This window comes from Maribacter chungangensis (assembly GCF_042676845.1).
GTDB classification, from domain to species: Bacteria; Bacteroidota; Bacteroidia; order Flavobacteriales; family Flavobacteriaceae; genus Maribacter; species Maribacter chungangensis.
Map to the genome: position 1 here is coordinate 317,006 of NZ_JBHTHY010000006.1, position 25,111 is coordinate 342,116.

A 25,111-nucleotide genomic window follows, 5' to 3' on the forward strand; every position below is an offset into this window, starting at 1 on the left:
CGGCAAATAGTATGATTGGCCTACATCACTCTAAGAGAATTTTTCTATTACTTCTTGACTAACTCCGGTATTGGAAAAACCACCATCATGGAAAAGATTTTGCATCGTTACCTTGCGGGTCAGGTCCGAAAAAAGCGTAAGGGTGTAATCGGCACAGTCTTGTGCGGAAGCATTCCCTAAAGGGGACATTTTTTCGGCATAACTAATAAAGCCATCGAATCCTTTTACACCTTGCCCTGCAGTAGTGGGTGTTGGAGATTGTGAAATCGTATTTACACGAACATTTTTCTCTTTTCCAAAGAAATACCCAAAACTACGGGCTACAGATTCCAAGTAAGCCTTGTTATCTGCCATATCGTTATAATCAGGGAAAACGCGCTGAGCGGCCATATAGGTAAGGGCCACAATACTTCCCCACTCGTTCATTGCGTCCGCTTTATATAAAGATTGCATTACTTTATGAAAGGACAATGCCGAAACATCCCAGCCCTTAGCTGTGAAATCATATTTTTCATCTGTGTATGCCCTTCCTTTTCTAACATTTACGGACATACCTATAGAATGCAGTACAAAGTCCAATTTACCTCCTAAAATTTCTTGCGCTTTGGCGACCAAATTATCCAAATCATCTACATTGGTAGCATCTGCCGGAATAATTTGAGCACCGGTTTTTTCCGCTAATTCGTTTATCTGGCCCATTCTCATAGCAATTGGGGCATTTGTCAACACAAAGGTCCCACCTTCTGCGTGTACGCTCATCGCTGTTTTCCAAGCAATGGATTTTTCATCCAATGCGCCGAATATAATTCCTCGTTTCCCTTTTAATAAATTGTATGCCATATATGTTTTGCTACTTTGTTAAACGTAAAATTCAAAGATATTTAAAATATGCCTACTAATTAAGCAACTCCCTAGCATGGGCCATAGCAGAGTCCGACACTTCTTTGCCGCCCAACATTTCAGCTATTTCCAGCACACGCTCCTCGTGGAGAAGTTTTTTCATATTTGTACGAGTTCCTTCCTTTTCATCTGTCTTATATACCTTAAAATGGTGATGGCCTTTTGAAGCTACTTGTGGTAGATGTGTAATGGAGAATACTTGCATTTCGGAACTCATGTCTTTCATAATATCCGCCATTCGGTTGGAGATCTCCCCGGAAACCCCGGTATCTATTTCATCGAACATGATTGTAGGCAACTTTTCGTATTTGGCCAAAATCGCTTTAATGACCAACATTATACGGGAAAGTTCCCCTCCGGACGCTACTTTTTTAAGCAAGCCATAGGAACCTCCTTTGTTTGCGGTAAACAAAAAAGAAAGCTCGTCCATGCCGTTAGCTTTAAAGCTATTGGTTGCGTTTAAAGTAATTTGAAAGGAAGCACTTGGCATTCCCAAAAGGGCAAGGTCTTCTTCCAATTGTTTTTTTAATTGTGCAATAACCCCATTTCGTTTTTTATTCAATTCCGTTCCCTGTTCTTTTAGAGCTTTCTCCAACTCCTGCAGCCTTTTGGTCTTTATAGCTATTTTTTCTTCGACATTTGCAGTTTCGTATAAGCTATCGGACAATTGGTTCCTAATCGCTATAAGCTCCGAAATTTCTGAAACCCCATGCTTTTTTTGTAAGTTGTACAGCAGCTGTAGCTTTGTATTTACCTCTTCCAATAGTCCTGGGTCGGATTCCACGGCTTCCTGAAACGCCTGTAATTCTGTATTTATATCGTCTAATTCTATAAAAACGGATTGTACTCTTTCGTACAGACCTGCATATTGTTTTCCGAAACCCGCTAATCTTGAAAGTGCCGATCGTGCTTCCGACATTAAAGAAAGTACACCGATCTGCTCATCATTAAAAAGTTGATCTCCCTTGGATAGCTCTTCTTTGATCAACTCAACATTGTTAAGCTGTTCGTATTGGGTTTCCAGTTCTTCCTGTATGCCTTCCTTCAATGGTGCAGCCTCCAACTCGGTAAGTAAAAACGTATTGTAATCCTGTTCTTTAGTAGCGTTTTGCTGAAAAGCGATTAAATCCTCCAGCTCTTTTTGCTCCTCGGTATAGGCTTTTAGGGTTTTTGAATATTGGGAGAGTCGCGTTTTATTGTTGGCAAGTGCATCGATTAGTTTAAACTGAAAATCGTTTTCGGTCAACCGCATGGTCTGGTGCTGGGAATGTACATCTATCAATTGATCCCCCAAGCTAGAAAGGACATCCAAGGTTACGGGTGTATCGTTAATGAATGCACGTGATTTGCCGCTAGGCAAGATTTCTCTTCTAATGATGGTCGTTTCTTCATAATCCAGATCGTTCTCGCCAAAAAACGATCGCAGACCATAATCACTTATTGAAAAATGCGCTTCTACAATACATTTTTGTTCTTTGTTACGTAAGGAAGACAAATCCGCACGCTTGCCCAACACCAAAGAAAGTCCGCCTAGTAATATAGATTTTCCGGCCCCGGTTTCACCTGTTATTACAGTAAAACCAGAAGCCAAATGCACTTCTAAACTGTCTATTAATGCATAATTTTCAATGGAGAGATTGGCTAGCACAGATTACGAATTTAGTAGTACAAAGGTACTCTATATTCTGAAGTGAAAAAAGGGACTAATAACTAATATCGTTCCATGTGCCAGAGTAAAAAGGTGCTACACTGTTGAGGGTCTCTTTGAGTTTAACGATGTCCACTTTTGGTCCGTCTGAAAATATACTCTGTATTTCTTCGGATTTGGCATCAAAAAACGTTTGTACCAAAAAGGCGTTGGGCCTTCTTTTTACCATAATTTCAAACAAATTGATGGTACCCGCAATGACCTGTTTTCCCGTACTATTGTTATCGCCTAAAATATCAAGACCTTTTCTATGGTAGTTATACATGGCCACACGATATTCCTTATACGTGTTGGAAAGGATATCGCTTATAAAATCGAAGCGCGTCCTATTGTCGGAGGTGGATTGGTTCCAACCTGCATAATTACTTCCCTGTGCCTGGGTTGTAATCTGCTGTGCTTTTCTAAAATAATCCGTCCCACCTTCCAAAGAAAAGGTGTCGGCATCCAATCCTAACATAATATAGGCGTAGTAGGCCAAGACCGCAACGAGGTTGGACTCAAAAACATTTTCGTTGAACACCAAAGGCTGAAACTCTACATACTGAAAATTAAACTGATTATCCTTGTAATTGAATACCGTAGTTTCATAAGAGGTGTTGAAAACAGGTCTAGAGGACTGTAATTGAATAGTACCCGTAAAACGATCCGATTCGTATTCCGTTATTGTGATGAAAATTTGGGCATTTACCTTTTCATTTTCCTTGTACACCCTATTTGTCCATTTGGTCTTGTTAACGAAATCGGTCAAAGACCGTTGAAGGGTTTGAAAAATCTGTTGGTTGGTCTGGGACACTTGGTCGGCGTTTACCGTAATGGTAGCGTTCAACTCTTGTGCATGCAAGGAGTTAAGGAAAATACCAAAAAGAAGGAAAAATAACAGCTTACGCATAGCGTCTTTTAATGATTTCATTAAAAATATCCTCGGCAACGGCTGCCTTGGTTTTTAATTCAAACGTCCGTATTCCGGAATTGGTATCTAAAAAGCTAATTTTATTGGTAGTACCACCAAAACCTGCTCCTTTATCGTTGAGGGAATTTAGAACAATGGCATCTAGATTCTTACGTTTTAGTTTTCTTTTAGCGTTTTCTATTTCGTTTTCGGTTTCCAGTGCAAAACCTACGAGATACTGGTGTTTCTTTACCTGGCCCAAAGAAAAAAGGATATCCTTGGTTTTTACGAGGTCTATCTGTAATTCATTCTCAGATTTCTTAATTTTTTGGGTGGCCGCCACCTTTGGTCGGTAATCCGCAACAGCTGCCGCGCATATAACAATGTCGGCATCGGCGTAATGCTGATGAGCGCTATCGTACATTTCCTGGGCAGAAACGACAGGTGTCACCAAAATGTTATCATGGTCTACCGAGTACTTGGTAGGTCCGGAAACAAGTACTACTGTTGCTCCTAACCGTGCGGCACGTTTGGCCAATTCAAAACCCATAAGTCCGGTAGAATGATTGCCGATAAACCGTACGGGATCTATGGCCTCATAAGTAGGTCCCGCCGTAATCAACACCTTCTTGTGGCTAAGCGGTAGTCCCTCCTGAAGTTGTCTTTTTATAAAATCGATAATATCCTCTGGCTCTGCCATTCTTCCTTCGCCATGAAGACCGCTTGCCAACTCGCCCGAAGTTGCCGGAACCATATAATTGCCATAGGACTGTAAGGTATTCAGTGTTGTAACGGTACTTGGATGCCTGTACATGTCCAAATCCATGGCAGGTGCAAAGAAAACGGGACATTTGGCAGAAAGATAGGTTGCCAAAAGTAAATTATCGCAATTTCCGGAAGCCATTTTGGACATCGTATTCGCCGTGGCCGGAGCGATTACCATAAGATCCGCCCAAAGACCGAGTTCCACATGATTGTTCCAATCCGTGGTGTTGGCCTCTGTCTTCACAAAATCCGAAATTACCGGATTTTTTGAAAGCGTTGCCAAGGTTAGTGGTGAAACAAAAGAGCTGGCGCTATCGGTAAGAACGATCTTAACGTTAGCGCCAGCTTTTATCATTAAACGAACCAGGAACGTAGTTTTGTACGCGGCAATCCCTCCGGTAATGCCTAAAAGGATGTTTTTACCGCCTAACATAATCCTTATCCGTCTTTCTCGGTATTTCTATGGTAAATTTTATCCATCAACCACTCCTCTACTGCCATGGCATGTGGTTTTGGTAATTTTTCGTAGAACTTTGACACTTCTATCTGCTCTTTATTCTCAAAAACCTCTTCAAGACTATCGCTGTAGGTAGCAAACTCCTCCAATTTCTCCAATAATTCCTTTTTTATTTCAGAATTGATCTGCACGGCACGCTTTGCGGCAATGGAAATAGCTTCGTAAATATTATCGGTTTTACTGTCGAACTCGTTCTTGTTTATCGTTACCGTTGATACGGCAGCTTTCGAGTTTTTTAAATCGTTCATGTTCATAATGGCAATTATTTATTTTGATTCTGCTGTGAATTGTAATAATCCGTTTTCAACTTTTTCCATCAAGTCGGATACTTCTTTCTCAAGTTTAGAATTAGGGTATTGCTTCTTAAACGCCATAATAGCGTCTTTAGCGTTCTGTAAGCGTTCTTTTTGTAAGCTTTGATAGCTATTCATGGCCATGTGGGTCAGTGCATCGGCCTTAACGAACAGTGCTTCCTCCCGGTAAACCGAACCAGGAAAATCAGATGCGAAATTTTCACTTGCCGCGACTGCAGATTTGATCATATCGTAATTAAATTCCCCAAGCTTGTTATACTGCTTTACGATTTCGTATGCCTTACGCTCCTTCTTTTGTGTTAGTTCCTGGGCCATGGCATTCGCCTGTGCAAAATATTCGGACTCCGAATATGCGTTTATAAAGTTTTGTAATTTCAGTAACGCTTTGTCGGTATCCGTTTGGTCCAATGAATAGTTCGGAGATAGTTCATAGTAGCTTCTGGCTCCTAAAAATGCAGCTTCCGTGCTTTTATCACTCTTAGGATAAGATTTAATAAAACGCTCGAACTGGTATCCTGCGGTGTTGTAATCATCCAATTCAAAATAACTATTTGCCAAAAAAAACATCACCCTTTCTCCCTGCGGCTTGCCTATATACTTTGGGGCAATCTGTTCCAACAATCTATTGGCACGCTTAAAATCACCTTCCCCATAGAACTTTTCGGCCATGTCGTATTTCGGCTTTATATCCTCGTTTTTAAGCACTTTTTGGTATTCGCTACAAGATTGTGAGGCTACCGCCAAAACCAAAAAAATAAAATATCGTTTCATTCTAAAAAACATTTTGCAAAATTAGTGATTCCCAACGGATTTAAAAAACATTTTTACACTATCAAAAATAAGCGCATTCCGTTTGTCACCTGTGGTTTTTGGGTAAGTTTTAACGTAAACTATTACGCTAGGATTTTGGAAACCGAATACATGAAGAGACCAATTTTCTTTTTAAGCTCGTTCGATACGGCGATGAGCGGTAACCTCACATCGCATCGGCCCAGGTTCAAAAGCTCTAACATAGCCTTTATGCCTGCGGGATTACCTTCCTCAAAAATAAGGTGCATTCCCTCCTGTAGTTGGTAATGATAACGGTACCCTTCCTTGGCATTTCCTTTTAGACCTAACCTAACCATTTCAGAAAATTCCAGGGGCAGTCCTTGCCCTATTACGGAAATAACACCATCGCCTCCCGCTAAAATCGTGGGCAGTGCGGTAATATCATCACCTGAAATGACCATAAAATCCTTTGGTTTGTTTTGGATAAGTTCCATTACCTGAACCATATTGCCGGATGCTTCCTTTATAGCTATAATATTTTCCAAGTCATTTGCCAACCGGATCGTAGTAGCGGGCTGCATATTACTACCTGTTCTGCCAGGCACGTTATACACGATTATAGGTAACGGCGAAACTTGCGAAAGCGCCTTAAAATGTTGATATATGCCTTCTTGGGTAGGTCTGTTATAATAAGGTGAAACGGAAAGAATTGCGCAAAAATCGCTCAAGTCCAACGTTTGGAGTTCTTTCATAACAGCTCTTGTATCATTACCCCCTATGCCTACCACTAAAGGTAGTTCCCCGTTATTGGCAACCACCACGGTATCCAATACAATTTGTTTTTCTTCTTTGGACAGGGTAACGGATTCCGCCGTTGTTCCCAAGGCTACCAAATAGTCGATTTTACCTTTTTTGCAATGCACCACTATTTTGGAAAGGGCTTCCACGTCTATACTACCATTTTCCATGAACGGCGTAACCAAAGCAACACCAGTACCCCTCAATTCTTCCATAGCTATAATTCTTTAAGTACCCCCAAATATTTTTTCAATTCGGTTTTAAAGGTTTTAAAATCGGAAATCTTTGTTTCCAGCATTAAATCATTAAACTCCGGCCCTACTTCTTTAAATCCTACTTTTAAACGGGCCACAGTTTTTAAGGACATGATATTCAACAATAAATTACTCTCGTTGTAATAGTTCACCAATACATCATATTCCCCGTTAAGGAACTCCAAGGCGTAACTATTTTCTATATCCCCGTTCCAGCCTAGGTCCTTATCGGAAAAAACCGGGGTGGCGTAAGGAGAATTTTTGTCGTAGTAGCTTTTATACCCAATGATTTTGACCGCATTGGGTTGTAAACTAAACGCCTCTAAAAACTCATAGAACATATCCGTTTTATCAAATTTATCCAGATCAACGATGCATCCTATTTTTCTAACCCCTTTTTTTCTTGTGCTTTTGGCCGTAGGTTTAGACAGTGTCTGCTGTATAAATTTACGCGCGGATTTCTGTTTAAACTTGTCCTTAATTCCTTTTAAAAACATGTATTTTTACATTTCTACAAATGTAAATAATATCCGTTCAACTGTATGGCGAAGTTAAAACACTTTAGAATTTTAAATATTGAACATTTTGTTATATTTGTAACATTTGTGGTTTTAGCCTCTTGTAAACGGGCCAACCCTCCGTTAACATCCATTGAAGGAAAACAACTTGCCATCGATTCTACCGCTGTAACCGTACAAACCATAGCCGACTTTGTAAAACCTTACCGAGAACGAATAAATGTTATTCTAGATAGTACCTTGGCATTCGCCCCTTATACCATCTCCAAAAACGACGGAAAATACAACACCACGGCAGGTAATCTTATGGCAGATATTATGCTATCAGAAGCCAACCCTATCTTTAAAAAACGAACGGGCAAGACTATCGATTTTGTGTTCATGAACCATGGCGGTATAAGGGCTAGCATATCAAAAGGTAAGGTTACGGCCAGAACCGCTTATGAGGTGATGCCTTTTGAAAACAATATAGCGGTCGTAGAACTTGCAGGAGAATCTGTTCTTAAACTGGTTGATCATCTCGTAACAAGTGCCCGGGCACATCCTATTGCAGGAATACAGATTATCTTGAACAAAAACGATACGGTGAACAGTATAAAGATCAATGGAGTTCCTCTGGATGTAAATACTACCTACTTTGCAGCTACTTCAGATTACCTAGTAAGCGGCGGAGATGATATGGTGTTTTTTAAAAACGGACTTTCATTTACCGCACTAGACTATAAAATACGTAATGCCATGATCGATTATTTTACTAAAGCGGACACGATTGCACCAAAAATAGATAACCGCTTTTATAAAATGGACTAGCAGGTAAAAAAATACTATCGGCATTTATAATCTTGAAAGAAATGGAACGAAGATATTTTATAAAGAACACATTAGCATCGGCGTCTTTTGTTGGGGCTGGCGGATTATCCTTAGGGTCTTGTTCGGGCGAACAAAAAAAACATATTACCATTTTACACACCAATGATGTACATAGTCATATTGACCCTTTCCCATCTGGACACTCCAGATTCCCCGGACTAGGTGGTCTGGCCAGAAGAGCCGGACTAGTAAACCAGATACGTAAGGAAAATCCGAGTACCCTGTTGTTCGATGCCGGTGATATTTTTCAGGGTACGCCCTATTTCAACTTTTATGGTGGTGAGCTGGAAATGAAACTAATGACCCTGCTCAATTATGATGCGGGAACTATCGGAAACCATGAATTTGATAACGGTCTAGACGGACTCCTAGCCCAACTACCTTACGGAAAGTTTGATTTTGTATGTTCCAATTACGACTTTAGCAATACCATAATTGACGGATTTACAAAACCCTACCAAACCTATATCCGTGATGGAATAAAAATAGGTGTATATGGTTTAGGCATTGAGCTGGCCGGGCTTGTGAACAAAGAGATGTTTAAAGAAACGTTGTATTTGGACCCTTATGACATAGCTTCCGATTTAGAGCGACAACTAAAAGAAGAGGAAAAATGTGATCTGGTCATTTGCCTGTCCCATCTTGGGTATCAATACGAAAACGATCAGCGCCCAGATGATATGACCTTGGCGACCAAGACCAAACATACCGATTTGATTATCGGCGGCCATACCCATACTTTTTTGGACAAACCAAGTGTGGTGACCAATGCCGTAGAGCGGGATATTCTCGTAAACCAAGTAGGTTGTTTTGGCGTGCGCTTGGGCAGAATCGATTTTTATTTTGATGCCGACCGTATGGTTGCGGATGGTGTTTCCATACGGGTTTAAAAATGGGTCCAGTGTGTCAACCCTGTATGCCATAAGTGGGTGCAAACGCAATTTTGAACCTGAAACCTTATTAGGTTTAAGTGTAAAGCTCAAGTATCAAGTTCAGATACAAGCTCAAGCGCATACTTTTCCAACAAAGGACTTTTAAACCAAAAGAAGAAGGTAAAATGTCAACTTTTAACCTAGGACAGAAACCTGAAACCCCTAACATGAAACCTTGAACCTATATTTAGCTACTCCTTACGCTTGCTTAATCATTCCGATTATCGTAATTTTTGTGGCTAATCATAGCATTCATGGAAAAAGATAGACGGCAATTCATACAGAAAATTGGGATATTAGGGGCAACAACCGCGTTAACTCCAAATATACTTTGGCCAAAAACTAGCCTAGCAAAACCTAAATTAGGGGTTGCGCTGGTGGGCCTTGGCTATTATAGTACCGATCTTTTAGCCCCTGCCTTAGAACTGACCGAACATTGCGAACTTAAGGCTATAGTAACGGGAAGTCCCGAAAAAATCCCCGTTTGGCAAGAAAAATATGGAATTTTAGACAAGAACGTTTACAGCTATGATACATACGACAACATAGCCGACAATCCCGATATTGATGTGGTTTATGTGGTATTACCGCCCTCCATGCACGCGGAATATACGATTAGGGCCGCGCAAGCAGGAAAACATGTATGGTGCGAGAAACCAATGGCTCCCTCCGTTGCGGACTGTGAGGCGATGATCAAGGCATGTGCGGATAATAAGGTAAAACTTTCCATAGGCTATCGTTGTCAGCATGACCCTAATGTCCAAGCTTACATGAAAGTGGCGAAGGAACAACCCTTTGGTAAGGTTAAAATGCTGACCTCGGCAGCAGGATATTTTGATGGTCGCGCCAACCATTGGAAACAGAACAAGGCACTGGGTGGCGGTGTGCTGGGCGATATGGGCGTATATGCCATACAAGGAGCCCGTTTGGCAACCGGAGAAGAGCCTATTTCCGTTCTGGCACAGACCTTTACGACACGACCGGAAATTTATCACGAAGTGGAGGAAACGGCCATGTTTCAGTTGGAATTCCCCAGTGGTGCCAGAGCCTCTTGCCAAACCAGCTTCGGTATTTCCATGAACCATTTAAAAGTTACCTATGAGAAAGGGTGGTTGGCCATGGAACCCCATTCGTCCTACTCGCGCAATAAAGGTAGTATGTCAGATGGTACGGTCATCAATTTTGAGCTTAACAATCAACAGGCAAAACAAATGGACGATGACGCCCTTGCCTTAAAATTGGGCAAGGATATGCTTGTGCCAGGAGAAGAAGGACTGCGAGATATCCGTGTCGTAGAGGCCGTATACAAAGCTGCTGCTTTGAATGATCTGGTTAAGCTTTAAGACCTTGTGATACGGATTAGATAATGAGTTCTGCAATGAATAGTTTTAAAAATAATAAGGAAAGATTTTTACATAGAAAAAATGAGAGAAGAAGAACTTTCTGATTTAACGGACGAACAACTTCTGAAAAAGGTAAAAAAATCGAAATCCAGTGCTATCTGGGATGCTTTAATCATCGGTTTTATGATTGGTATTGTGATATACAGCGCGGTAGAGAACACGCTCGGTTTTCTTACATTGATTCCGTTATATTTTATTTATAAAATGGTGAAAAGCTCAAAAAATGATGATGCCCTGAAACAGGTTTTGAAAGATAGGGGTTTAGTTTAGCTTCCTTCAATGAACAAGTAATGAAACCAAAATCTTGGTTCGGTTGGTATACCATGGTCAAATGATTTAGATTTCTCTTTTTTTTACAGCCTATTTGAAAACTATTGAAATGCTTTTTAGCATTGCCAAAGTTCTTTATTAGTATTGAACTTGATGCAGGAACAACCATAAACCAATTGTAGCGAATAACTATGGAGAACGGCAATGATAAAGTAACAACGGAATGCCTTAATTGCAATACCTATGTTGCAGGTTATTTTTGCCCCCAGTGCGGGCAGTCTGTTCGGGATAACACAGATCGTTCTATAGGCAAGCTATTAGGCGACTTTTTGGACAATATCTTCTTTTATGATAATCGCTTTCTGATCAGTTTGCGCTACCTCTTCCGGTATCCTAGCCGAATAACCGTGGAGTTTTTGGCAGGTAAGCGTAAAAAGTTCGTTTCTCCCGTTACCCTGTTCCTGTTCGTGAACGTCATTTATTTCTTCGTGAATCCATTATCGGATTACTCCATTTCGCTTGAAGACCAATATACACAGCCCTATGCCCCTTTGATTAAAGATTGGATCAACGGGAGGCTTCAGAATGAAGGACTTGACTTTAGCACCTACAGCAGTACCTATCAAAATATGAGTGACACGATTTCCAAGTCTGTCATCATCATTAATATCCCCATGATTGCTTTGGGCGTTTACCTTATGGCCTTTAAAAAAAGGCGTTTTTATTATGACAGCCTCATCTTTACCTTTCACTTTTTTTCCTTGTTTTTGGCCAGTTGGATACTACTGGATTGGATAGATACGCTCATAGCTATGCTAGCTGGTCATGAAGAATCTGTGATTGCTGCCATCTCTTTTCTGCTGTTTACGTTTGCCATACCGCTATGCTATGCCATTTTGGGCATGAAAAAGTTTCTGGATATAAAATGGTATTGGGCCATTCCTGGGGGTATTGGTGTTATATTAGCTGTTGCGTTTGCTAATGTTTGCTATAGGCTGATTATCTTCATTTTAAGCATGTGGTTTACCTAAACTGAATGCTCATAGCCATGCTAGTTTTACTACTAAATGGTTAAAAACTTTGAATAACTCCAACTAGCGCTCGTCTATGACGGGTGCGAAAACATATAAGCAAAATTGAAATAACTATACTTCCGTTTAGGTTTTGTATTTTAGATTTCAACTGAGTGTAAAATATAAACCACTTTTGCGGTAACTAAAAGTTACAATCCCATTAACATTTACTACGACAAGAAAAATGAAAAAGAAATTTATATTAATAATTTTACTATTCGCAACAAGTACAACTTATGCTTGTACTTGTCCACTTATAAAAATAACTAATGCATTTTCACATTTTGAATTTATAGGAATAGTTGAATTTCAATCTTTGCACGAAATCGAAAATAATTCCGGGTATTATCAATCAAAGTTCAAAATAAATGAATTATTTAAAGGAAACAATATCAGCGAATTATTAATTGTCAGTGGAGAAGGCAGCACTTGTGGATTCTCACCTAGAATTAACACGGAATATTTTATTTTAGGATATAAAAATGAGGAAGGTTTGATTGAAACATCATATTGCCTTTCTTATAATTCACCGGATGATGAAAAGTTATCAATTTTGAGGGAATTAGCTCAGAAGGAAATATCTGTTCAACTTACCCCTAATCTCAGACAGGAATTATTGGATAAGCTAAATTCTACTCTTTTTGACAAGTCCGTAACAGGCACATTTCTTTATGAAGTGATCTTAAATTCAGATTTAGAAATCATAGAGATTATTGCCTGTAATGAAAATGCAGAAAGAAACTTCAACGAACAAATAAAAAAGGAAATAAAACAAAAAATCAAGTATGAAACATTTGAGGAAAACCAAAAAATCCCTATTCAGAAAATATCCTCATTTATTTTATTAAGTTGGACTGAGAACTACGAAAACGAAAAAGTCATTACTGCTACTAAAATATAAGTTTATCGAAATACATAGCTTGCGAGAGTGTCACGCTAGTAACGTTCTTGACAAGAACATACTAAAAATAAAAATTGACTTATGTAATCTTTGTTACCGTTTTTAGCAAACATAAAAAGTACCTTTGTACTAGTAATTTAAGTCATTTTAAAAACAGAAAAATGAACAATACAAACAGGATTGGTCTAGACAAAGACAAAGCAAAATATTTAGCTGAAAAATTAAACCCCGCTAGCGCTCGTTTGTGACGGGTGCCCACAACAGTAAGACATACAAATCAGAAATCAGATACCTATACTCACTCAGCACGGCACTCGTTGCAAACGAGCGCTAGCGCCTACAGCGGTAAGACTTACAGTTTAACTAGGCTACCCGCTAGCGCTCGTCTGTGGCGGGTGTCCACAACAATAAGACACAGCGTACTCCAGCTTGCTCACCCAGCATGGCACTTGTTGCAAACGAGCGCTAGCGCCCACAACACTAATACATGCAGCTTAGCTATACTGCTCATTCAGCACGGCACTCGTTGCACCTGTCCGACAACAGTGGAAACAGGCTAACAAAATTATTTTAGTTCTAATAAAATGTTAGAACCTAGCTAGTATTTCCTGATCAGTGCTAAAATGTTATGTATGCAGATATGGATGTTATAAAATATGTCAGGGTTTTACAGCCCCCCGCTAGCGCTCGTCTGTGACGGGTGCCCACAACAGTAAGACATACAAATCAGAAATCAGATACCTATACTTACTCAGCACGGCACTCGTTGCAAACGAGCGCTAGCGCCTACAGCGGTAAGACTTACAGTTTAACTAGGCTACCCGCTAGCGCTCGTCTGTGGCGGGTGTCCACAACAATAAGACACAGCGTACTCCAGCTTGCTCACCCAGCATGGCACTTGTTGCAAACGAGCGCTAGCGCCCACAACACTAATACATGCAGCTTAGCTATACTGCTCATTCAGCATGGCACTTGTTGCACCTGTCCGACAACAGTGGAAACAGGCTTGCAAAATTATTTCAATTATAATATAATCATATCAAAGAGCTAGTATTTCCTGATCAGTGCTAAAATGTTATGTATGCAGCTATGGATGATAAAAAATTATGTCAGGGTTTTACAGCTTAAGTTTTGTATTTTAGAAAACAAATGAATAAATGAGTAGAAAGTATAAATTTCATAATCCCGTTGGGGTATACTTTGTGTCTTTTGCAACCGTATATTGGATTGCTGTTTTTACCAGAGAAACCTACTTCCAAATTTTAGCGAATAGCTTATCCTATTGCAGAAAGGAAAAAGGAATGGAGCTTTTCGCTTATTGCTTTATGCCAAATCATATTCATCCCATTTTTAGGGATACCAACGAAAACCCAGCAAACTTATTACGGGATTTTAAAAAACACACGTCTAAACAGCTAATAGCTGCAATTGAAGAAAACCACCAGGAAAGCAGAAAAGAATGGCTTTTATGGATGTTCAAACGTGCAGGGAAAAAAAGTGCTAACGTAAGCACATACAAATTTTGGCAACATCATAATCAACCCATAGAACTTTGGAGTATTGCGGTTATTAAACAAAAACTAGACTATATCCATAATAATCCAGTTGCTGCGGGTTTTGTTAGCCAACCAACACAATGGAAATACAGTAGTGCCAGAAATTTTGCGGAGGAAGATTTTGCCTTTGAAATTGATGCGATAGGTTTCCTTGACTAATTTGAAATGCAATCACTCGTCTCAGACTAGCGCGTATCCAACAGTGGTTGCAGACAGAAAAAACCTTAAAATCTATATGCCTGCCTATAACTAATGTCTCAAGAACCCTCCAAAACAAAACCCACCATCTCCCGCAACTCATCCTCCAAGGATAGTTTAGGATAATTCTTGCCCGCTTGTCGGTACCAGTAGCCTGCATTAAATCTGTCGCCCTCCTTTCGGTGTAGATAGGCATGGATCCAACTGCCAATTTGGGTATGCATATCCTGGGCTATGTTATGGGAACTTTCCCAATCGCCTGTTGCATCGAACCAAAGGGCTTTTAGGGCATCGGGCCAAGCTATAGGTGGTGCTGGTTCGTTCAGCGTTTCCTCAAAATCGGTATAGTTTTTAGGCAGCATGGTTTATGCGCTGTTTTTCTGCCTTTTAAGGCGTTATATTTGGTTTTAATAGTATCCATTTTCGCAAGCGCAATAGGTTGCTTACACCATCGCCAAAAATTCCTGTTCGGTTATAATCGGCACATTGAGCTTCTCGGCCTTGGTACGCTTGCTTGGGCCCATTTTATCGCCAGCGACCAAGTAATTGGTCTTGGACGAGATCGAGGAGCCTACTTTACCACCATTATCCTCTATCAACTTTTTGAGTTCGTCCCTACTTACCGACTCAAATACGCCGGATACCACTACCGTTTTTCCTTTCAGGATGTCGGTCTGGTTTTCCAATTTTTCTGCCGATAAAGAAAACTGCACGCCCTTTTCCTTCAGCCTTGCTATGGCGTTCTGGTTCTTTTCGTTACTGAAAAAAGTGACTACGCTTTCTGCAATGCGCTCCCCTATTTCATCTACGGCCATTAACTCCTCTTTGGTAGCAACGGCCAAGGCATCAATATTTTTATAGGCTTTGGCCAGTTTCTTGGCTACCGTTTCTCCCACAAACCGGATTCCCAAAGCAAACATGACCCTCTCAAAGGGTATGGCAACGGATTCCGCGACTCCTTTGATCAAGTTTTCGGCAGATTTCTCCGCCATGCGCTCCAGCGGTAGAATCTGCTCTTTGGTAAGGTCGTATAAATCGGCATAATCGGTGATCAAGCCCTCCTTAAAGAGCAACTCCACGGTTTCCCCGCCAAGGCCTTCGATATCCATGGCCTTTCTGGAAATAAAATGCTGAATACGGCCTGTAATCTGTGGCGGACAACCATACTCATTGGGACAATAATGTTTGGCATCTCCTGCGGTACGTATCAAAGGCGTATGACATTCGGGACATTCCTCAATATAGACCGTTTCTATAGAATTGGCCGGACGCTTGGAAAGGTCAACACCAATGATCTTGGGAATAATTTCGCCACCTTTCTCCACAAAAACCGTATCGCCCTCTCTAATGTCCAGTTTGGCAATCTGATCGGCATTGTGCAGGGATGCCCTTTTTACGGTAGTCCCGGCCAATAAAACAGGTTCCAAGTTGGCAACGGGCGTAATAGCTCCCGTTCGCCCCACCTGATAAGTAATCTCGTTTAAGATCGTAAATACCTGCTCTGCCTTAAATTTATAGGCCATGGCCCAGCGTGGCGCTTTTGAGGTAAAGCCCAATTCGTCTTGGAGTTGTAAACTGTTTACCTTCACCACCACCCCATCGGTTTCGTATGGCAATTGGTGGCGCGCTACGTCCCATTCCTCTATAAATTCCATCACCTCTGCCGTACTTTGGCATAATTTGGCTACCGTAGGCACCTTAAAGCCCCATTCGCGTGCCTTTTCAAGCATTTGAAACTGGGTAGTAATTCCGGTATTTTCGCCCACGATACTATATAGGAGACATTCCAAGGGCCGTTGTGCGACTAAAGCACTATCCTGTAATTTTAAACTGCCCGAAGCCGTATTTCTTGGATTCATATAAGGTTCTTCTCCATTGGCGATCCGCTCTTCGTTCATTTTCTGAAAACCGTTAAAAGGCAAAACGATTTCACCACGGATATCGAACTTGGGAGGATAATCTCCTTTTAATTGCAAGGGAACCGACTTGATCGTTTTTATATTGGTTGTGACATCATCGCCTTGAAATCCGTCGCCACGGGTAACGGCACGTAGCAATTTACCGTTCTCATAGGTAATACTGATGGAGGCACCATCATACTTTAACTCACAAGTATAGGCCACGGGCGCATCGCCTAGATTCCGTTGAATCCGTTTTTCCCAATCCTCCAAATCTTCTTTGGAGTAGGAATTGTCAAGCGAATACATGCGGTGTTCGTGGGCAATGGTTTCAAAGTTCTTGGTAACCATGCCACCCACCCGAATAGTGGGCGAACTTTCATCGTAAAACTCAGGATGCTCTGCTTCCAATTGCTGTAATTCCTTCAATTTCATATCAAATTCGTAATCTGAAATCGTTGGATTATCCAGTACATAATAGTTGTAATTATGCCCGCGTAACTCCTCTCTTAATGCTTTTAATTTCGTTTCTATACTCATTAAAATTCTTCTTTAGTCATCCATTTTGGTGCAGGAAGGGGTTTGAAAGCCTTCATCTTCTCCAACAGGCTATCTATATTTTTATCCACTAAAATAGCATTCAAATTCTCTTTTTTAACAAAGCCCTTTTCCACCATCTTTTTTAGCATTTGTAGCAGCTCATCATAAAATTCGTTGGTATTCAAGACCGCTATGGGATAGGGATGTAGGCCCAACTGTGCCCAAGTGAGCATTTCAAAAAACTCCTCCAAGGTTCCAAATCCGCCAGGGAGCATAAGAATACCGTCGCTAAGTTCGTGCATTTTTAGTTTTCGGTCGTGCATATTCTGCGTAATGATAAGTTCGGTAAGTCCGTCATGATACACTTCCTTTCGCATTAAAAACTCGGGAATAACACCGATTACCTTACCACGGGCATCCAAAGCCCCTTGTGCTACCTTACCCATAATACCAATCTTGGCACCGCCATAAATCAAATCGACTTGCTGTTGCGCCAAGGTTTTACCCAAGTCATAAGCATCGTCAGCGAATTGAGGGTCGCTCCCCTCGCTACTACCACAAAATACTACAATTCCTTTCATTGCTATTCTTTTAAGTTCAAGTTCAAACATAAATGGAAATCAAATAATCTTGCATCTGTCTACGAACATCCGACCTACGAACCTTTTGAACATTAGGACTTGATTTAAACAAATTGCTACGTCGCAACAATCTAGTATAGCGCACTCCAATCCAAGTTTCGCTCCTTGCAAATATGTCCCTTGTAGGCGCACTATGAACTTCTGAACTTTTTACTAATCACTTTTCACTCATTACTTTTTGCTATTCACTTATCACTGCCATCCACTCACTACCAATGCCAACTAGTTCACTATCCTCTAAAAGCTACCAACTACTTTCTAAAAACTATCCCCTAAAAACACCTTTCACCATTCGGTCGTTCCCAAAAATATCCTTTTTTAATTCGATATCCTTAAAATTATAGGCATCAAGTAAATCTATCATTTCCTTGCCCAAATATTGGTTGATTTCCAGGTACAGCGAACCATTAGCTACCAAGTTTTTTTGGGCGAAATTAGCGATAGCCCTATAAAATACCAATGGGTCTTTATCGGAGACAAAAAGCGCTATACCTGGCTCATGTCCCAATACATTTTGATGCATTTCCTTTTTTTCCAACTCCCTTACATAAGGTGGGTTAGATACGATACTGTCAAAAGTAGATTCAAGCTGCGTCGTTGTACTATCGTTTAAAATATCAGCCTGATAAAAATTAATGTCAACATCATTTTGACGGGCATTGGTACGGGCAATTTGCAAGGCATCATTTGAAATATCCAAAGCTGAAACAGCAGCACCTTGCAAGTACCTCGCAATACTAATGGCAATGCATCCGCTTCCGGTTCCAATGTCTAAAATCTTAGGATGAGGATGTTGCGCGGCCCGATAATCCTCTAATATCCATCGCACCAAATCTTCCGTTTCCGGTCTAGGAATGAGTACATCCGCCGATACTTTAAATTTCAAATCCATAAACTCCGTCTCCCCCATAATGTACTGTACGGGTACATGTTTTTTTAACTGACTAAGTGCATTGAAGAGTATACTTTCCTCTTCCTTTGAAATCACCCATTGTGGTCGTAGTAGCAAAACAAACTTTTCCAAGCCCAAAAAATGATCTGTTAACAAGGTAAAGCAACTTGCTACTTCTTGGCTGCCGTAGATGGCATCCAGTTCGGTATGAAAAATAGTCTTTATTTCCTTCAGTAGCATCGTTACAGCGTTTTTAACATCCACACCTTACATGAGAAATGCCCTGTATTTCCCATACGCGCATCAATATACTCGAAGCCTGATTTTTGATAGAGTTTTTGCGCCGCCTTCATATAGGGCATGGTTTCCAAGTAGCATTGCTCAAAACCAAATTCGCGCGCTTTGGATAGGCAGGCATCCATCAACAAACTCCCGATACCCTTGCCCCTAGCCTGGTCCAACAAATACATTTTTTGAAGTTCGCAACAGTTACCATCATAATGCTCCAAAGGCGCTATACCAGCAGAGCCCAGTACCTCGCCATTTTGTTCTACCAGAAAATAAACAGCCTTTGGTACGTTATAATTTTCGAACATCTGGTCCAAGGCGGCGTCCGCATAGGCCGTACCCACTTTTGGTACGCCTAGCGATACAAGTACGGTTCTAATGACACGGGCAACATCGGCGTTATCGGATTTCTTTATTTCCCTTAGTACAGGCCTTTCCACGGTATTGGTTGTTATAGGTTTTAAAGTATTATTTTTGATGCGTGAAGATACATGAAATGTGTAAAATCATAAACGCCAAAGGCAAAGGAAAAATAAAAAGATGCAAACAGCATTAGACAAAAACGTGAGTCAAGCTACGATGGACGAAAAATTCATGCGCCGCTGTATTCAACTTGCCAAAAACGGGTTGGGAACGACTGCGCCCAATCCTATGGTAGGCGCTGTTATTGTGCACGACAATAAAATTATCGGTGAGGGATTTACGAGCCCTTTTGGCGGTCCACATGCCGAGGTTAACGCCATGGCAGCCGTAACGGATAAGGAAATACTAACGGAATCCACACTCTACGTTACCTTGGAACCATGCTCCCATTTTGGCAAAACACCGCCCTGCGCCGATTTGATTGTTAAGCATAGAATTCCAAGGGTCGTTATAGGCCTCAAAGACCCGCATAACAAGGTGGCTGGACAAGGGATACAAAAATTAAAGGATACCGGATGTGAAGTTGTCATAGGTATTCTAGGAACAGCATGCAGGGAACACCACAAGAGATTTCTAAGTTTTCATGAAAAACAACGGCCCTACATTATTTTAAAGTGGGCGGAATCTTCGGACGGTTTTATCGCTCCGGAAAAACAGCAACGACATACAAGCCCACAGCCTTTTTGGATTACAGGTAGCTTATCCAAGCAGTTGGTGCATAAATGGCGAAGTGAGGAACAAGCCATTTTGGTAGGTACGGCGACGGTTTTGGAGGACAATCCAAAATTGAATGTACGCTTGTGGACGGGGAAGTCCCCCACACGGATAATTTTGGACAAAGACCTTACAACTCCCCACAGTTACAATGTGCTGGACAAGAAACAAAGAACCATTGTTTTTACTACCCGTACGGACACCACCAAATATATCGATGGTATTGAGTACGTAACACTAGACGAACCCAAGAACGGCCCCGAAGCGGTCTGCAAACACTTACATCACCTAAACATACAAAGTGTTATTATTGAAGGTGGCGCTAAAACCCTGCAATCCTTTATTGATGCAAATCTTTGGGACGAAGCGCGTATATTTACCGGGGTCGTAAGGTTTACCAATGGTATTGAAGCACCAAGGATTAAAGGCAACTGTATTCATTATAAGTATATTGAAAAAGACCGATTAACTATTTTGAAAAATGATTAAAAACATTGTATTCGATTTTGGTGATATTTTTTTGAATCTGGATAAGCCGGCGGTTTACAGACATCTAGAGGTTTTCGGACACCCCGAATTGTCGCCTGAAATGGATACCTTGGCCAAAACCTATGAAGTGGGCAAACTAAGTTCCAGCGATTTCCTTGGCAAATTACAACATCATATTCCCAATGCTTCGATTTCTGAATTGACCGTAGCATGGAACTCTATTTTATTGGATTTTCCAGAATCGCGATTAACATTTCTAGAACAGCTAAAAGCGGAGGGCACATACCGACTTTTTCTATTGAGCAACACTAACGAACTCCACATTCAGCATGTAAAAAAAACCATGGGTACCAAACGTTGGAACCGATTTGAAGCTTGTTTTGAGCAATTTTACCTTTCCCATGAAATACAAATGCGCAAACCGAACACCGAAATTTTTGAGTTTGTACTGAACGAAAACGGACTGGTGGCAGATAAGACCCTTTTTATAGACGACACCCAGGAAAACACGGATGCGGCTGCTTCTATTGGAATACGTACTTGGCACCTTATCGTTGGCTCGGAAGACGTTACAGATGTAAAGACAAAGCTCTAAATGCAATACCTAGTACTTAGCATCTTATTTTCTAGCTTCATTTTTGTAGTTTTTAAGTTATTTGTACGGTATCAAGTACAAACCTTGTATGCCATAATAACGAATTATGTGGTGGCCTGTTTGGTTGGGCTTATCTTTTATGAAGGCGATTTGGATATTGGCAAGCTACCTTACAAAAGCTGGTTTTGGGGCGCTATGGCACTAGGCATTCTATTTATTCTGGTATTTAACATTATGGCGGCTACTTCCCAGAAACTTGGCGTCTCCGTAGCTTCTGTGGCAACGAAAATGTCCTTTGTGATACCGGTGGTACTGAGCGTTGTTCTATACAACGATAATTTGGACGGCATTAAATACCTAGGCATTGCTATTGCAGTTTTAGCCGTATACCTAGCTTCTATGAAACAAGCTGCCGAAAGCTTTAAGTTTAGCATGCTGTTGCTTCCTTTTTTGGTGTTCTTGGGTTCCGGCATTATAGATGCTGCCATCAAGTATTTTCAAGAAGTACATGTTCCCGAGGATGAATTTGCACTTTTTTCTTCCTTGTTATTCTTTTTCGCAGGGAGTTCCGGTTTACTTTTTATCCTTGTAAAGTCCTACAAACAAAGGATTAAATTGAATCCTAGAAATATTCTAGGTGGTATTGCATTAGGTGTCCCTAACTTTTTTTCTATCTATTTCCTGTTGCTTGCCTTAAACCATGCTGGACTAAGCAGTGCCTCGATATTCACCGTAAACAATGTGGGCATAGTGGTTTTATCGACACTTTTAGGAATTGTCTTGTTTAAGGAAAAGCTCAGTCCAAAAAACTGGTTGGGCATTGGCTTGGCCATTCTTAGTATTCTTTTAGTTGTATAACCTAGGAAGATGGAAATAATAGATACGTACAAAACCATTTCAAAAACTGTTTCCGAAATTCTATTGAAGGAAAGAAAAAGTAAGTTTTACGGCTATGCTTTTCCAATACAGAACGAAAGTGATGTAAAACCTTTACTTGATAATTTGAGAGCTTTATACCCTACGGCCAATCATGTATGCTACGCATGGCAATTAGGTGTAGAGCATGTTTCCTATCGCGCAAACGACGATGGGGAACCCAATAATTCTGCAGGAATGCCCATTTATGGTCAAATACAATCCTTTGGTATTACTAACGTACTGGTTGCCGTAGTGCGCTTTTTTGGAGGTACGAAATTGGGCGTAGGCGGATTGATAAGTGCTTATAAAAACACAGCACAATTAACGTTAGAAAATGCGAGAATCGTTAAGAAGATACTAAAGGAACGGGCAACACTTAGTTTTGAATATTCGGAAATGGATACTGTAATGCGTTTTATAAAGAAAAATCGATTAGAACTTGTTTCACAAAATCTGCAGATGAAATGTGAAATTACCATTGCAGTACGGAAAAAAGAAGTGGAAAAAATCTTAAAGGAACTAAAGTCACTGCATAAAATCAGCGTCAAAACGTACTAACACAATTTACCCCTACAACTGTATTCTGCTATTTTAGTTTTTTGAAGATATAATCCGGGCATTTTATAGGTCTTTTCTTACTAGCGTCCATAAAGGCTAAAACGGTGTTCGCCGTTAACAAAATTTCGTTGTTTTGATTTGTTAACTCGTAATCAAATTCTATCCGTACCATAGGTAGTCTTTTTAGCTTTGTTTTTACGGTTACCAAATCATCAAAAAGTGCGGGTTTTAAAAATTTCATTTCTAGGCTCACTACTGGTAACATAACTCCATTCGCCTCCATCTCCCTATAGGAAAGGTCAAGAGCACGGAGCCATGATATTCTTCCCATTTCCAGATATTGTGCGTAATTGCCGTGATACACAACGCCCATTTGGTCTGTTTCGCCATATCTTATTCTAAAAGTAATTTCGTTTGCTAGCATTTTTTCGCGTAAAAAAGTATATATTTAGTGCTCCCCCATCGGGCAAACGAACATGGGAAAAAAAAAGGTGATATTCAATAGAGAATGATTTTTTTTTTAGCTTATTTGTTCACATATTTGTCTTCTAAAGAAATTAGAAATATAACAAGTTTTGCTTGTTGATTAATCTTTACAACTAACCATTAAACGAGGGCTTTTTTATTATGAGTGTCACTGCTAAATCCGTTTGGAAAAATTGTATGTTATTTATACAGGATAATATCCAACCGCAGGCATTCAAGACATGGTTTGAACCCATCAAACCCGTGAAACTATCGGAGAACGCGCTTAGCATTCAGGTTCCCAGCAAGTTTTTTTATGAATGGTTAGAAGAGCATTACGTTAAACTTTTAAAAGTGGCCCTTACCAAGGAGTTGGGAGAATCTGCAAAGTTGGTCTACATTATACGTATGGAGAATACCTACGGAAACAAAGAACCCTTTACGGAAAAAATACCTAGTTCCAATAGGGAGAACATGGTACCACAAGAAATGGACGTTCCTATTAAATCTAAAAACCCTGAATTACGCAATCCGTTCGTGATTCCCGGTATTAGAAACATAAAGATAGAATCTCAATTAAATCCCAACTATAATTTTGACAACTTTTTGGAAGGTGATTCCAATAGGTTGGCACGTTCTGCAGGTATGGCCGTTGCCAACAAACCCGGAGGCACATCGTTTAATCCGTTATTGGTTTTTGGAGGTGTAGGTCTTGGAAAAACACACTTGGCCCACGCTATCGGGGTTGAGATAAAAGACAAGTATCCAGAGCGAACTGTGCTTTACATTTCCGCTGAAAAATTTACGCAGCAGTATATAGAATCCGTAAAGAAAAACACTAGGAACGATTTTATTCATTTTTATCAACTTATAGATGTGCTCATCATAGATGATGTTCAGTTCCTATCCGGTAAATCCGGTACACAGGATGTATTCTTTCATATTTTCAACCATTTACATCAAAATGGAAAACAGGTAATTTTAACCTCGGACAAGGCACCTGTAGATATGCAAGATATTGAACAACGTTTGTTGTCGAGGTTTAAATGGGGACTCTCTGCCGAACTACAAACACCGGATTACGAAACACGTATTTCTATACTGAATAACAAGCTCTATAGGGATGGCGTAGAGATGCCGGAAGAAATTATAGAGTATGTTGCAAAACATATAAAGACCAATATTAGGGAATTGGAAGGCGCTATTATTTCGTTGATAGCACAGTCTACCTTAAATAAACGAGAGGTAACCCTAGAACTTGCACAGCAAGTGGTAGAGAAGTTCGTTAAAAATACAAAACGAGAGGTTTCTATAGATTATATACAAAAAGTAGTCTCCGATTACTTCGAAATGGATGTGGCCACCTTGCAGTCCAAAACCAGAAAAAGACATATTGTACAAGCCAGACAATTGGCCATGTTCTTTGCAAAGAAATTCACTAAAGCTTCTTTGGCAAGTATTGGGTCACAAATAGGGAAACGTGACCATGCCACTGTTCTTCATGCTTGTAAAACGGTAGATAACTTAGCCGAGACCGATAAGCAATTCCGAAAGTACATAGACGATCTTACCAAGAAATTTTCGTAAAACCTACATGAGGACTAATGTGTTAATGGTATGCCTAGGAAATATTTGTAGGTCTCCGTTGGCCGAAGGTATTCTCAAAAGTAAGGTTGATCCCGAACGTGTATTCGTTGATTCTGCCGGAACTGCAGGTTATCACATCAATAATCCTCCCGATCCTAGATCCATCGAAGTTGCAAAGAAGTACGGTGTAGACATTGCTGAGCAACGCTGTAGACAATTTAATATTCAGGACTTTGACTTGTTTGATGTCATCTACGCCATGGACAAAGAAAACTATTACAACATTATAAAATTGAGTAGCAGTGCAGCCGATCGGTCCAAAGTACATTTGTTGTTAGGGGAAATCGATGGAAGTGCCAACGAAGTACCAGACCCTTATTACGGCGGTGTTGAAGGATTTGAACATGTATTTCAAATGATAGCCAATGCCTGTGAACAAATTGCCAAACGACTTTAATCCTTAGCT

The 25,111-nt window shown here is 40.5% G+C and carries 27 protein-coding genes; 13 read left to right on the top strand and 14 right to left on the bottom strand.

The annotated features are described in order from the left end of the window. Nucleotides 1–30 precede the first annotated feature (30 nt). The 8 genes from ACFQZJ_RS09395 to ACFQZJ_RS09430 form a co-directional block, all read right to left on the bottom strand. The gene (locus ACFQZJ_RS09395; protein ID WP_379934109.1) at nucleotides 31–840 is read right to left on the bottom strand and encodes an enoyl-ACP reductase FabI; all 810 of its coding nucleotides are present in this window, start codon (nucleotides 838–840) and stop codon (nucleotides 31–33) included. Between the two features lie 55 nt (nucleotides 841–895). Next, nucleotides 896–2,548, bottom strand: coding sequence for a DNA repair protein RecN (gene recN, locus ACFQZJ_RS09400; RefSeq protein ID WP_379934110.1), 1,653 nt, complete (start codon nucleotides 2,546–2,548; stop codon nucleotides 896–898). A 55-nt stretch (nucleotides 2,549–2,603) separates the two neighbouring features. Further along, entirely contained in the window at nucleotides 2,604–3,497 is an 894-nt protein-coding gene (gene porD, locus ACFQZJ_RS09405) for a type IX secretion system protein PorD (protein WP_379934111.1), read from the bottom strand. After that, the gene (gene coaBC / locus ACFQZJ_RS09410) at nucleotides 3,490–4,695 is read right to left on the bottom strand and encodes a bifunctional phosphopantothenoylcysteine decarboxylase/phosphopantothenate--cysteine ligase CoaBC (RefSeq protein ID WP_379934112.1); all 1,206 of its coding nucleotides are present in this window, start codon (nucleotides 4,693–4,695) and stop codon (nucleotides 3,490–3,492) included. The genes porD and coaBC overlap by 8 nt, the downstream gene beginning before the upstream one ends. A 5-nt stretch (nucleotides 4,696–4,700) precedes the next feature. Beyond that, nucleotides 4,701–5,033: a DNA-directed RNA polymerase subunit omega gene (locus ACFQZJ_RS09415; RefSeq protein ID WP_379934113.1), complete on the bottom strand. Its 333-nt coding sequence runs from the start codon at nucleotides 5,031–5,033 to the stop codon at nucleotides 4,701–4,703. 12 nt (nucleotides 5,034–5,045) lie between these two features. Further along, nucleotides 5,046–5,864: an outer membrane protein assembly factor BamD gene (locus ACFQZJ_RS09420; protein ID WP_379934114.1), complete on the bottom strand. Its 819-nt coding sequence runs from the start codon at nucleotides 5,862–5,864 to the stop codon at nucleotides 5,046–5,048. Between the two features lie 122 nt (nucleotides 5,865–5,986). Then, nucleotides 5,987–6,877, bottom strand: a complete 891-nt coding sequence (gene dapA, locus ACFQZJ_RS09425; protein ID WP_379934115.1) for a 4-hydroxy-tetrahydrodipicolinate synthase — start codon at nucleotides 6,875–6,877, stop codon at nucleotides 5,987–5,989. A 2-nt stretch (nucleotides 6,878–6,879) separates the two neighbouring features. Beyond that, nucleotides 6,880–7,413, bottom strand: a complete 534-nt coding sequence (locus tag ACFQZJ_RS09430) for a DUF6913 domain-containing protein (RefSeq protein ID WP_379934116.1) — start codon at nucleotides 7,411–7,413, stop codon at nucleotides 6,880–6,882. Between the two features lie 45 nt (nucleotides 7,414–7,458). On the opposite strand from ACFQZJ_RS09430, the gene ACFQZJ_RS09435 reads away from it, so the two are divergent. From ACFQZJ_RS09435 to ACFQZJ_RS09465, 7 genes are all read left to right on the top strand, one after another. Then, complete coding sequence (locus tag ACFQZJ_RS09435) at nucleotides 7,459–8,244, top strand: 5'-nucleotidase C-terminal domain-containing protein (RefSeq protein ID WP_379934117.1); 786 nt, start codon at nucleotides 7,459–7,461, stop codon at nucleotides 8,242–8,244. Nucleotides 8,245–8,285: 41 nt separating this feature from the next. Then, entirely contained in the window at nucleotides 8,286–9,194 is a 909-nt protein-coding gene (locus ACFQZJ_RS09440) for a metallophosphatase (protein ID WP_379934118.1), read from the top strand. A gap of 296 nt (nucleotides 9,195–9,490) precedes the next feature. Further along, nucleotides 9,491–10,579 carry a Gfo/Idh/MocA family protein gene (locus tag ACFQZJ_RS09445; protein ID WP_379934119.1) on the top strand — a complete coding sequence of 363 codons (1,089 nt, stop codon included), beginning with the start codon at nucleotides 9,491–9,493 and terminating at the stop codon, nucleotides 10,577–10,579. A gap of 81 nt (nucleotides 10,580–10,660) precedes the next feature. Continuing rightward, nucleotides 10,661–10,909 carry an FUSC family protein gene (locus ACFQZJ_RS09450; protein ID WP_379934120.1) on the top strand — a complete coding sequence of 83 codons (249 nt, stop codon included), beginning with the start codon at nucleotides 10,661–10,663 and terminating at the stop codon, nucleotides 10,907–10,909. A 191-nt stretch (nucleotides 10,910–11,100) separates the two neighbouring features. Continuing rightward, nucleotides 11,101–11,940: a DUF3667 domain-containing protein gene (locus ACFQZJ_RS09455; protein ID WP_379934121.1), complete on the top strand. Its 840-nt coding sequence runs from the start codon at nucleotides 11,101–11,103 to the stop codon at nucleotides 11,938–11,940. Between the two features lie 226 nt (nucleotides 11,941–12,166). After that, nucleotides 12,167–12,883, top strand: coding sequence for a hypothetical protein (locus ACFQZJ_RS09460; RefSeq protein WP_379934122.1), 717 nt, complete (start codon nucleotides 12,167–12,169; stop codon nucleotides 12,881–12,883). Between the two features lie 1,157 nt (nucleotides 12,884–14,040). Further along, nucleotides 14,041–14,598, top strand: a complete 558-nt coding sequence (locus ACFQZJ_RS09465; RefSeq protein ID WP_379934123.1) for an REP-associated tyrosine transposase — start codon at nucleotides 14,041–14,043, stop codon at nucleotides 14,596–14,598. Between the two features lie 98 nt (nucleotides 14,599–14,696). On the opposite strand, the gene ACFQZJ_RS09470 is transcribed toward ACFQZJ_RS09465, so the two are convergent. From ACFQZJ_RS09470 to ACFQZJ_RS09490, 5 genes are all read right to left on the bottom strand, one after another. Then, nucleotides 14,697–14,999, bottom strand: coding sequence for a hypothetical protein (locus ACFQZJ_RS09470; RefSeq protein ID WP_379934124.1), 303 nt, complete (start codon nucleotides 14,997–14,999; stop codon nucleotides 14,697–14,699). An 81-nt stretch (nucleotides 15,000–15,080) separates the two neighbouring features. Then, nucleotides 15,081–17,075: an NAD-dependent DNA ligase LigA gene (gene ligA / locus ACFQZJ_RS09475; protein WP_379934125.1), complete on the bottom strand. Its 1,995-nt coding sequence runs from the start codon at nucleotides 17,073–17,075 to the stop codon at nucleotides 15,081–15,083. Next, a complete protein-coding gene (locus ACFQZJ_RS09480; protein WP_379934126.1) occupies nucleotides 17,075–17,656 on the bottom strand; it encodes an LOG family protein in 582 nt (193 codons plus the stop codon). The genes ligA and ACFQZJ_RS09480 overlap by 1 nt, the downstream gene beginning before the upstream one ends. 325 nt (nucleotides 17,657–17,981) lie before the next feature. Next, nucleotides 17,982–18,848, bottom strand: coding sequence for a peptide chain release factor N(5)-glutamine methyltransferase (gene prmC / locus ACFQZJ_RS09485; RefSeq protein WP_379934127.1), 867 nt, complete (start codon nucleotides 18,846–18,848; stop codon nucleotides 17,982–17,984). A 2-nt stretch (nucleotides 18,849–18,850) separates the two neighbouring features. Next, nucleotides 18,851–19,336, bottom strand: coding sequence for a GNAT family N-acetyltransferase (locus ACFQZJ_RS09490; RefSeq protein ID WP_379934128.1), 486 nt, complete (start codon nucleotides 19,334–19,336; stop codon nucleotides 18,851–18,853). A 100-nt stretch (nucleotides 19,337–19,436) separates the two neighbouring features. On the opposite strand from ACFQZJ_RS09490, the gene ribD reads away from it, so the two are divergent. From ribD to ACFQZJ_RS09510, 4 genes are read left to right on the top strand one after another with little or no spacing between them, the layout of a single operon-like run. After that, a complete protein-coding gene (gene ribD / locus ACFQZJ_RS09495) occupies nucleotides 19,437–20,522 on the top strand; it encodes a bifunctional diaminohydroxyphosphoribosylaminopyrimidine deaminase/5-amino-6-(5-phosphoribosylamino)uracil reductase RibD (RefSeq protein ID WP_379934129.1) in 1,086 nt (361 codons plus the stop codon). After that, nucleotides 20,515–21,117 carry an HAD family hydrolase gene (locus ACFQZJ_RS09500; RefSeq protein WP_379934130.1) on the top strand — a complete coding sequence of 201 codons (603 nt, stop codon included), beginning with the start codon at nucleotides 20,515–20,517 and terminating at the stop codon, nucleotides 21,115–21,117. Before ribD ends, ACFQZJ_RS09500 begins: the two co-directional genes overlap by 8 nt. Then, complete coding sequence (locus ACFQZJ_RS09505; protein WP_379934131.1) at nucleotides 21,118–21,975, top strand: EamA family transporter; 858 nt, start codon at nucleotides 21,118–21,120, stop codon at nucleotides 21,973–21,975. 9 nt (nucleotides 21,976–21,984) lie between these two features. Further along, complete coding sequence (locus ACFQZJ_RS09510) at nucleotides 21,985–22,593, top strand: IMPACT family protein (protein WP_379934132.1); 609 nt, start codon at nucleotides 21,985–21,987, stop codon at nucleotides 22,591–22,593. Between the two features lie 28 nt (nucleotides 22,594–22,621). Here ACFQZJ_RS09510 and ACFQZJ_RS09515 read toward each other — a convergent pair whose 3' ends face one another. Beyond that, on the bottom strand, nucleotides 22,622–23,017 hold the full coding sequence (locus tag ACFQZJ_RS09515; protein ID WP_379934133.1) for an acyl-CoA thioesterase: 396 nt from the start codon (nucleotides 23,015–23,017) through the stop codon (nucleotides 22,622–22,624). 203 nt (nucleotides 23,018–23,220) lie between these two features. Between ACFQZJ_RS09515 and dnaA the strand changes: the two genes are divergently transcribed. Together dnaA and ACFQZJ_RS09525 are read left to right on the top strand one after the other, a co-directional pair. After that, a complete protein-coding gene (dnaA, locus tag ACFQZJ_RS09520; RefSeq protein WP_379934134.1) occupies nucleotides 23,221–24,645 on the top strand; it encodes a chromosomal replication initiator protein DnaA in 1,425 nt (474 codons plus the stop codon). Nucleotides 24,646–24,652: 7 nt separating this feature from the next. Beyond that, the gene (locus tag ACFQZJ_RS09525; protein WP_379934135.1) at nucleotides 24,653–25,102 is read left to right on the top strand and encodes a low molecular weight protein-tyrosine-phosphatase; all 450 of its coding nucleotides are present in this window, start codon (nucleotides 24,653–24,655) and stop codon (nucleotides 25,100–25,102) included. Nucleotides 25,103–25,111 lie beyond the last annotated feature (9 nt).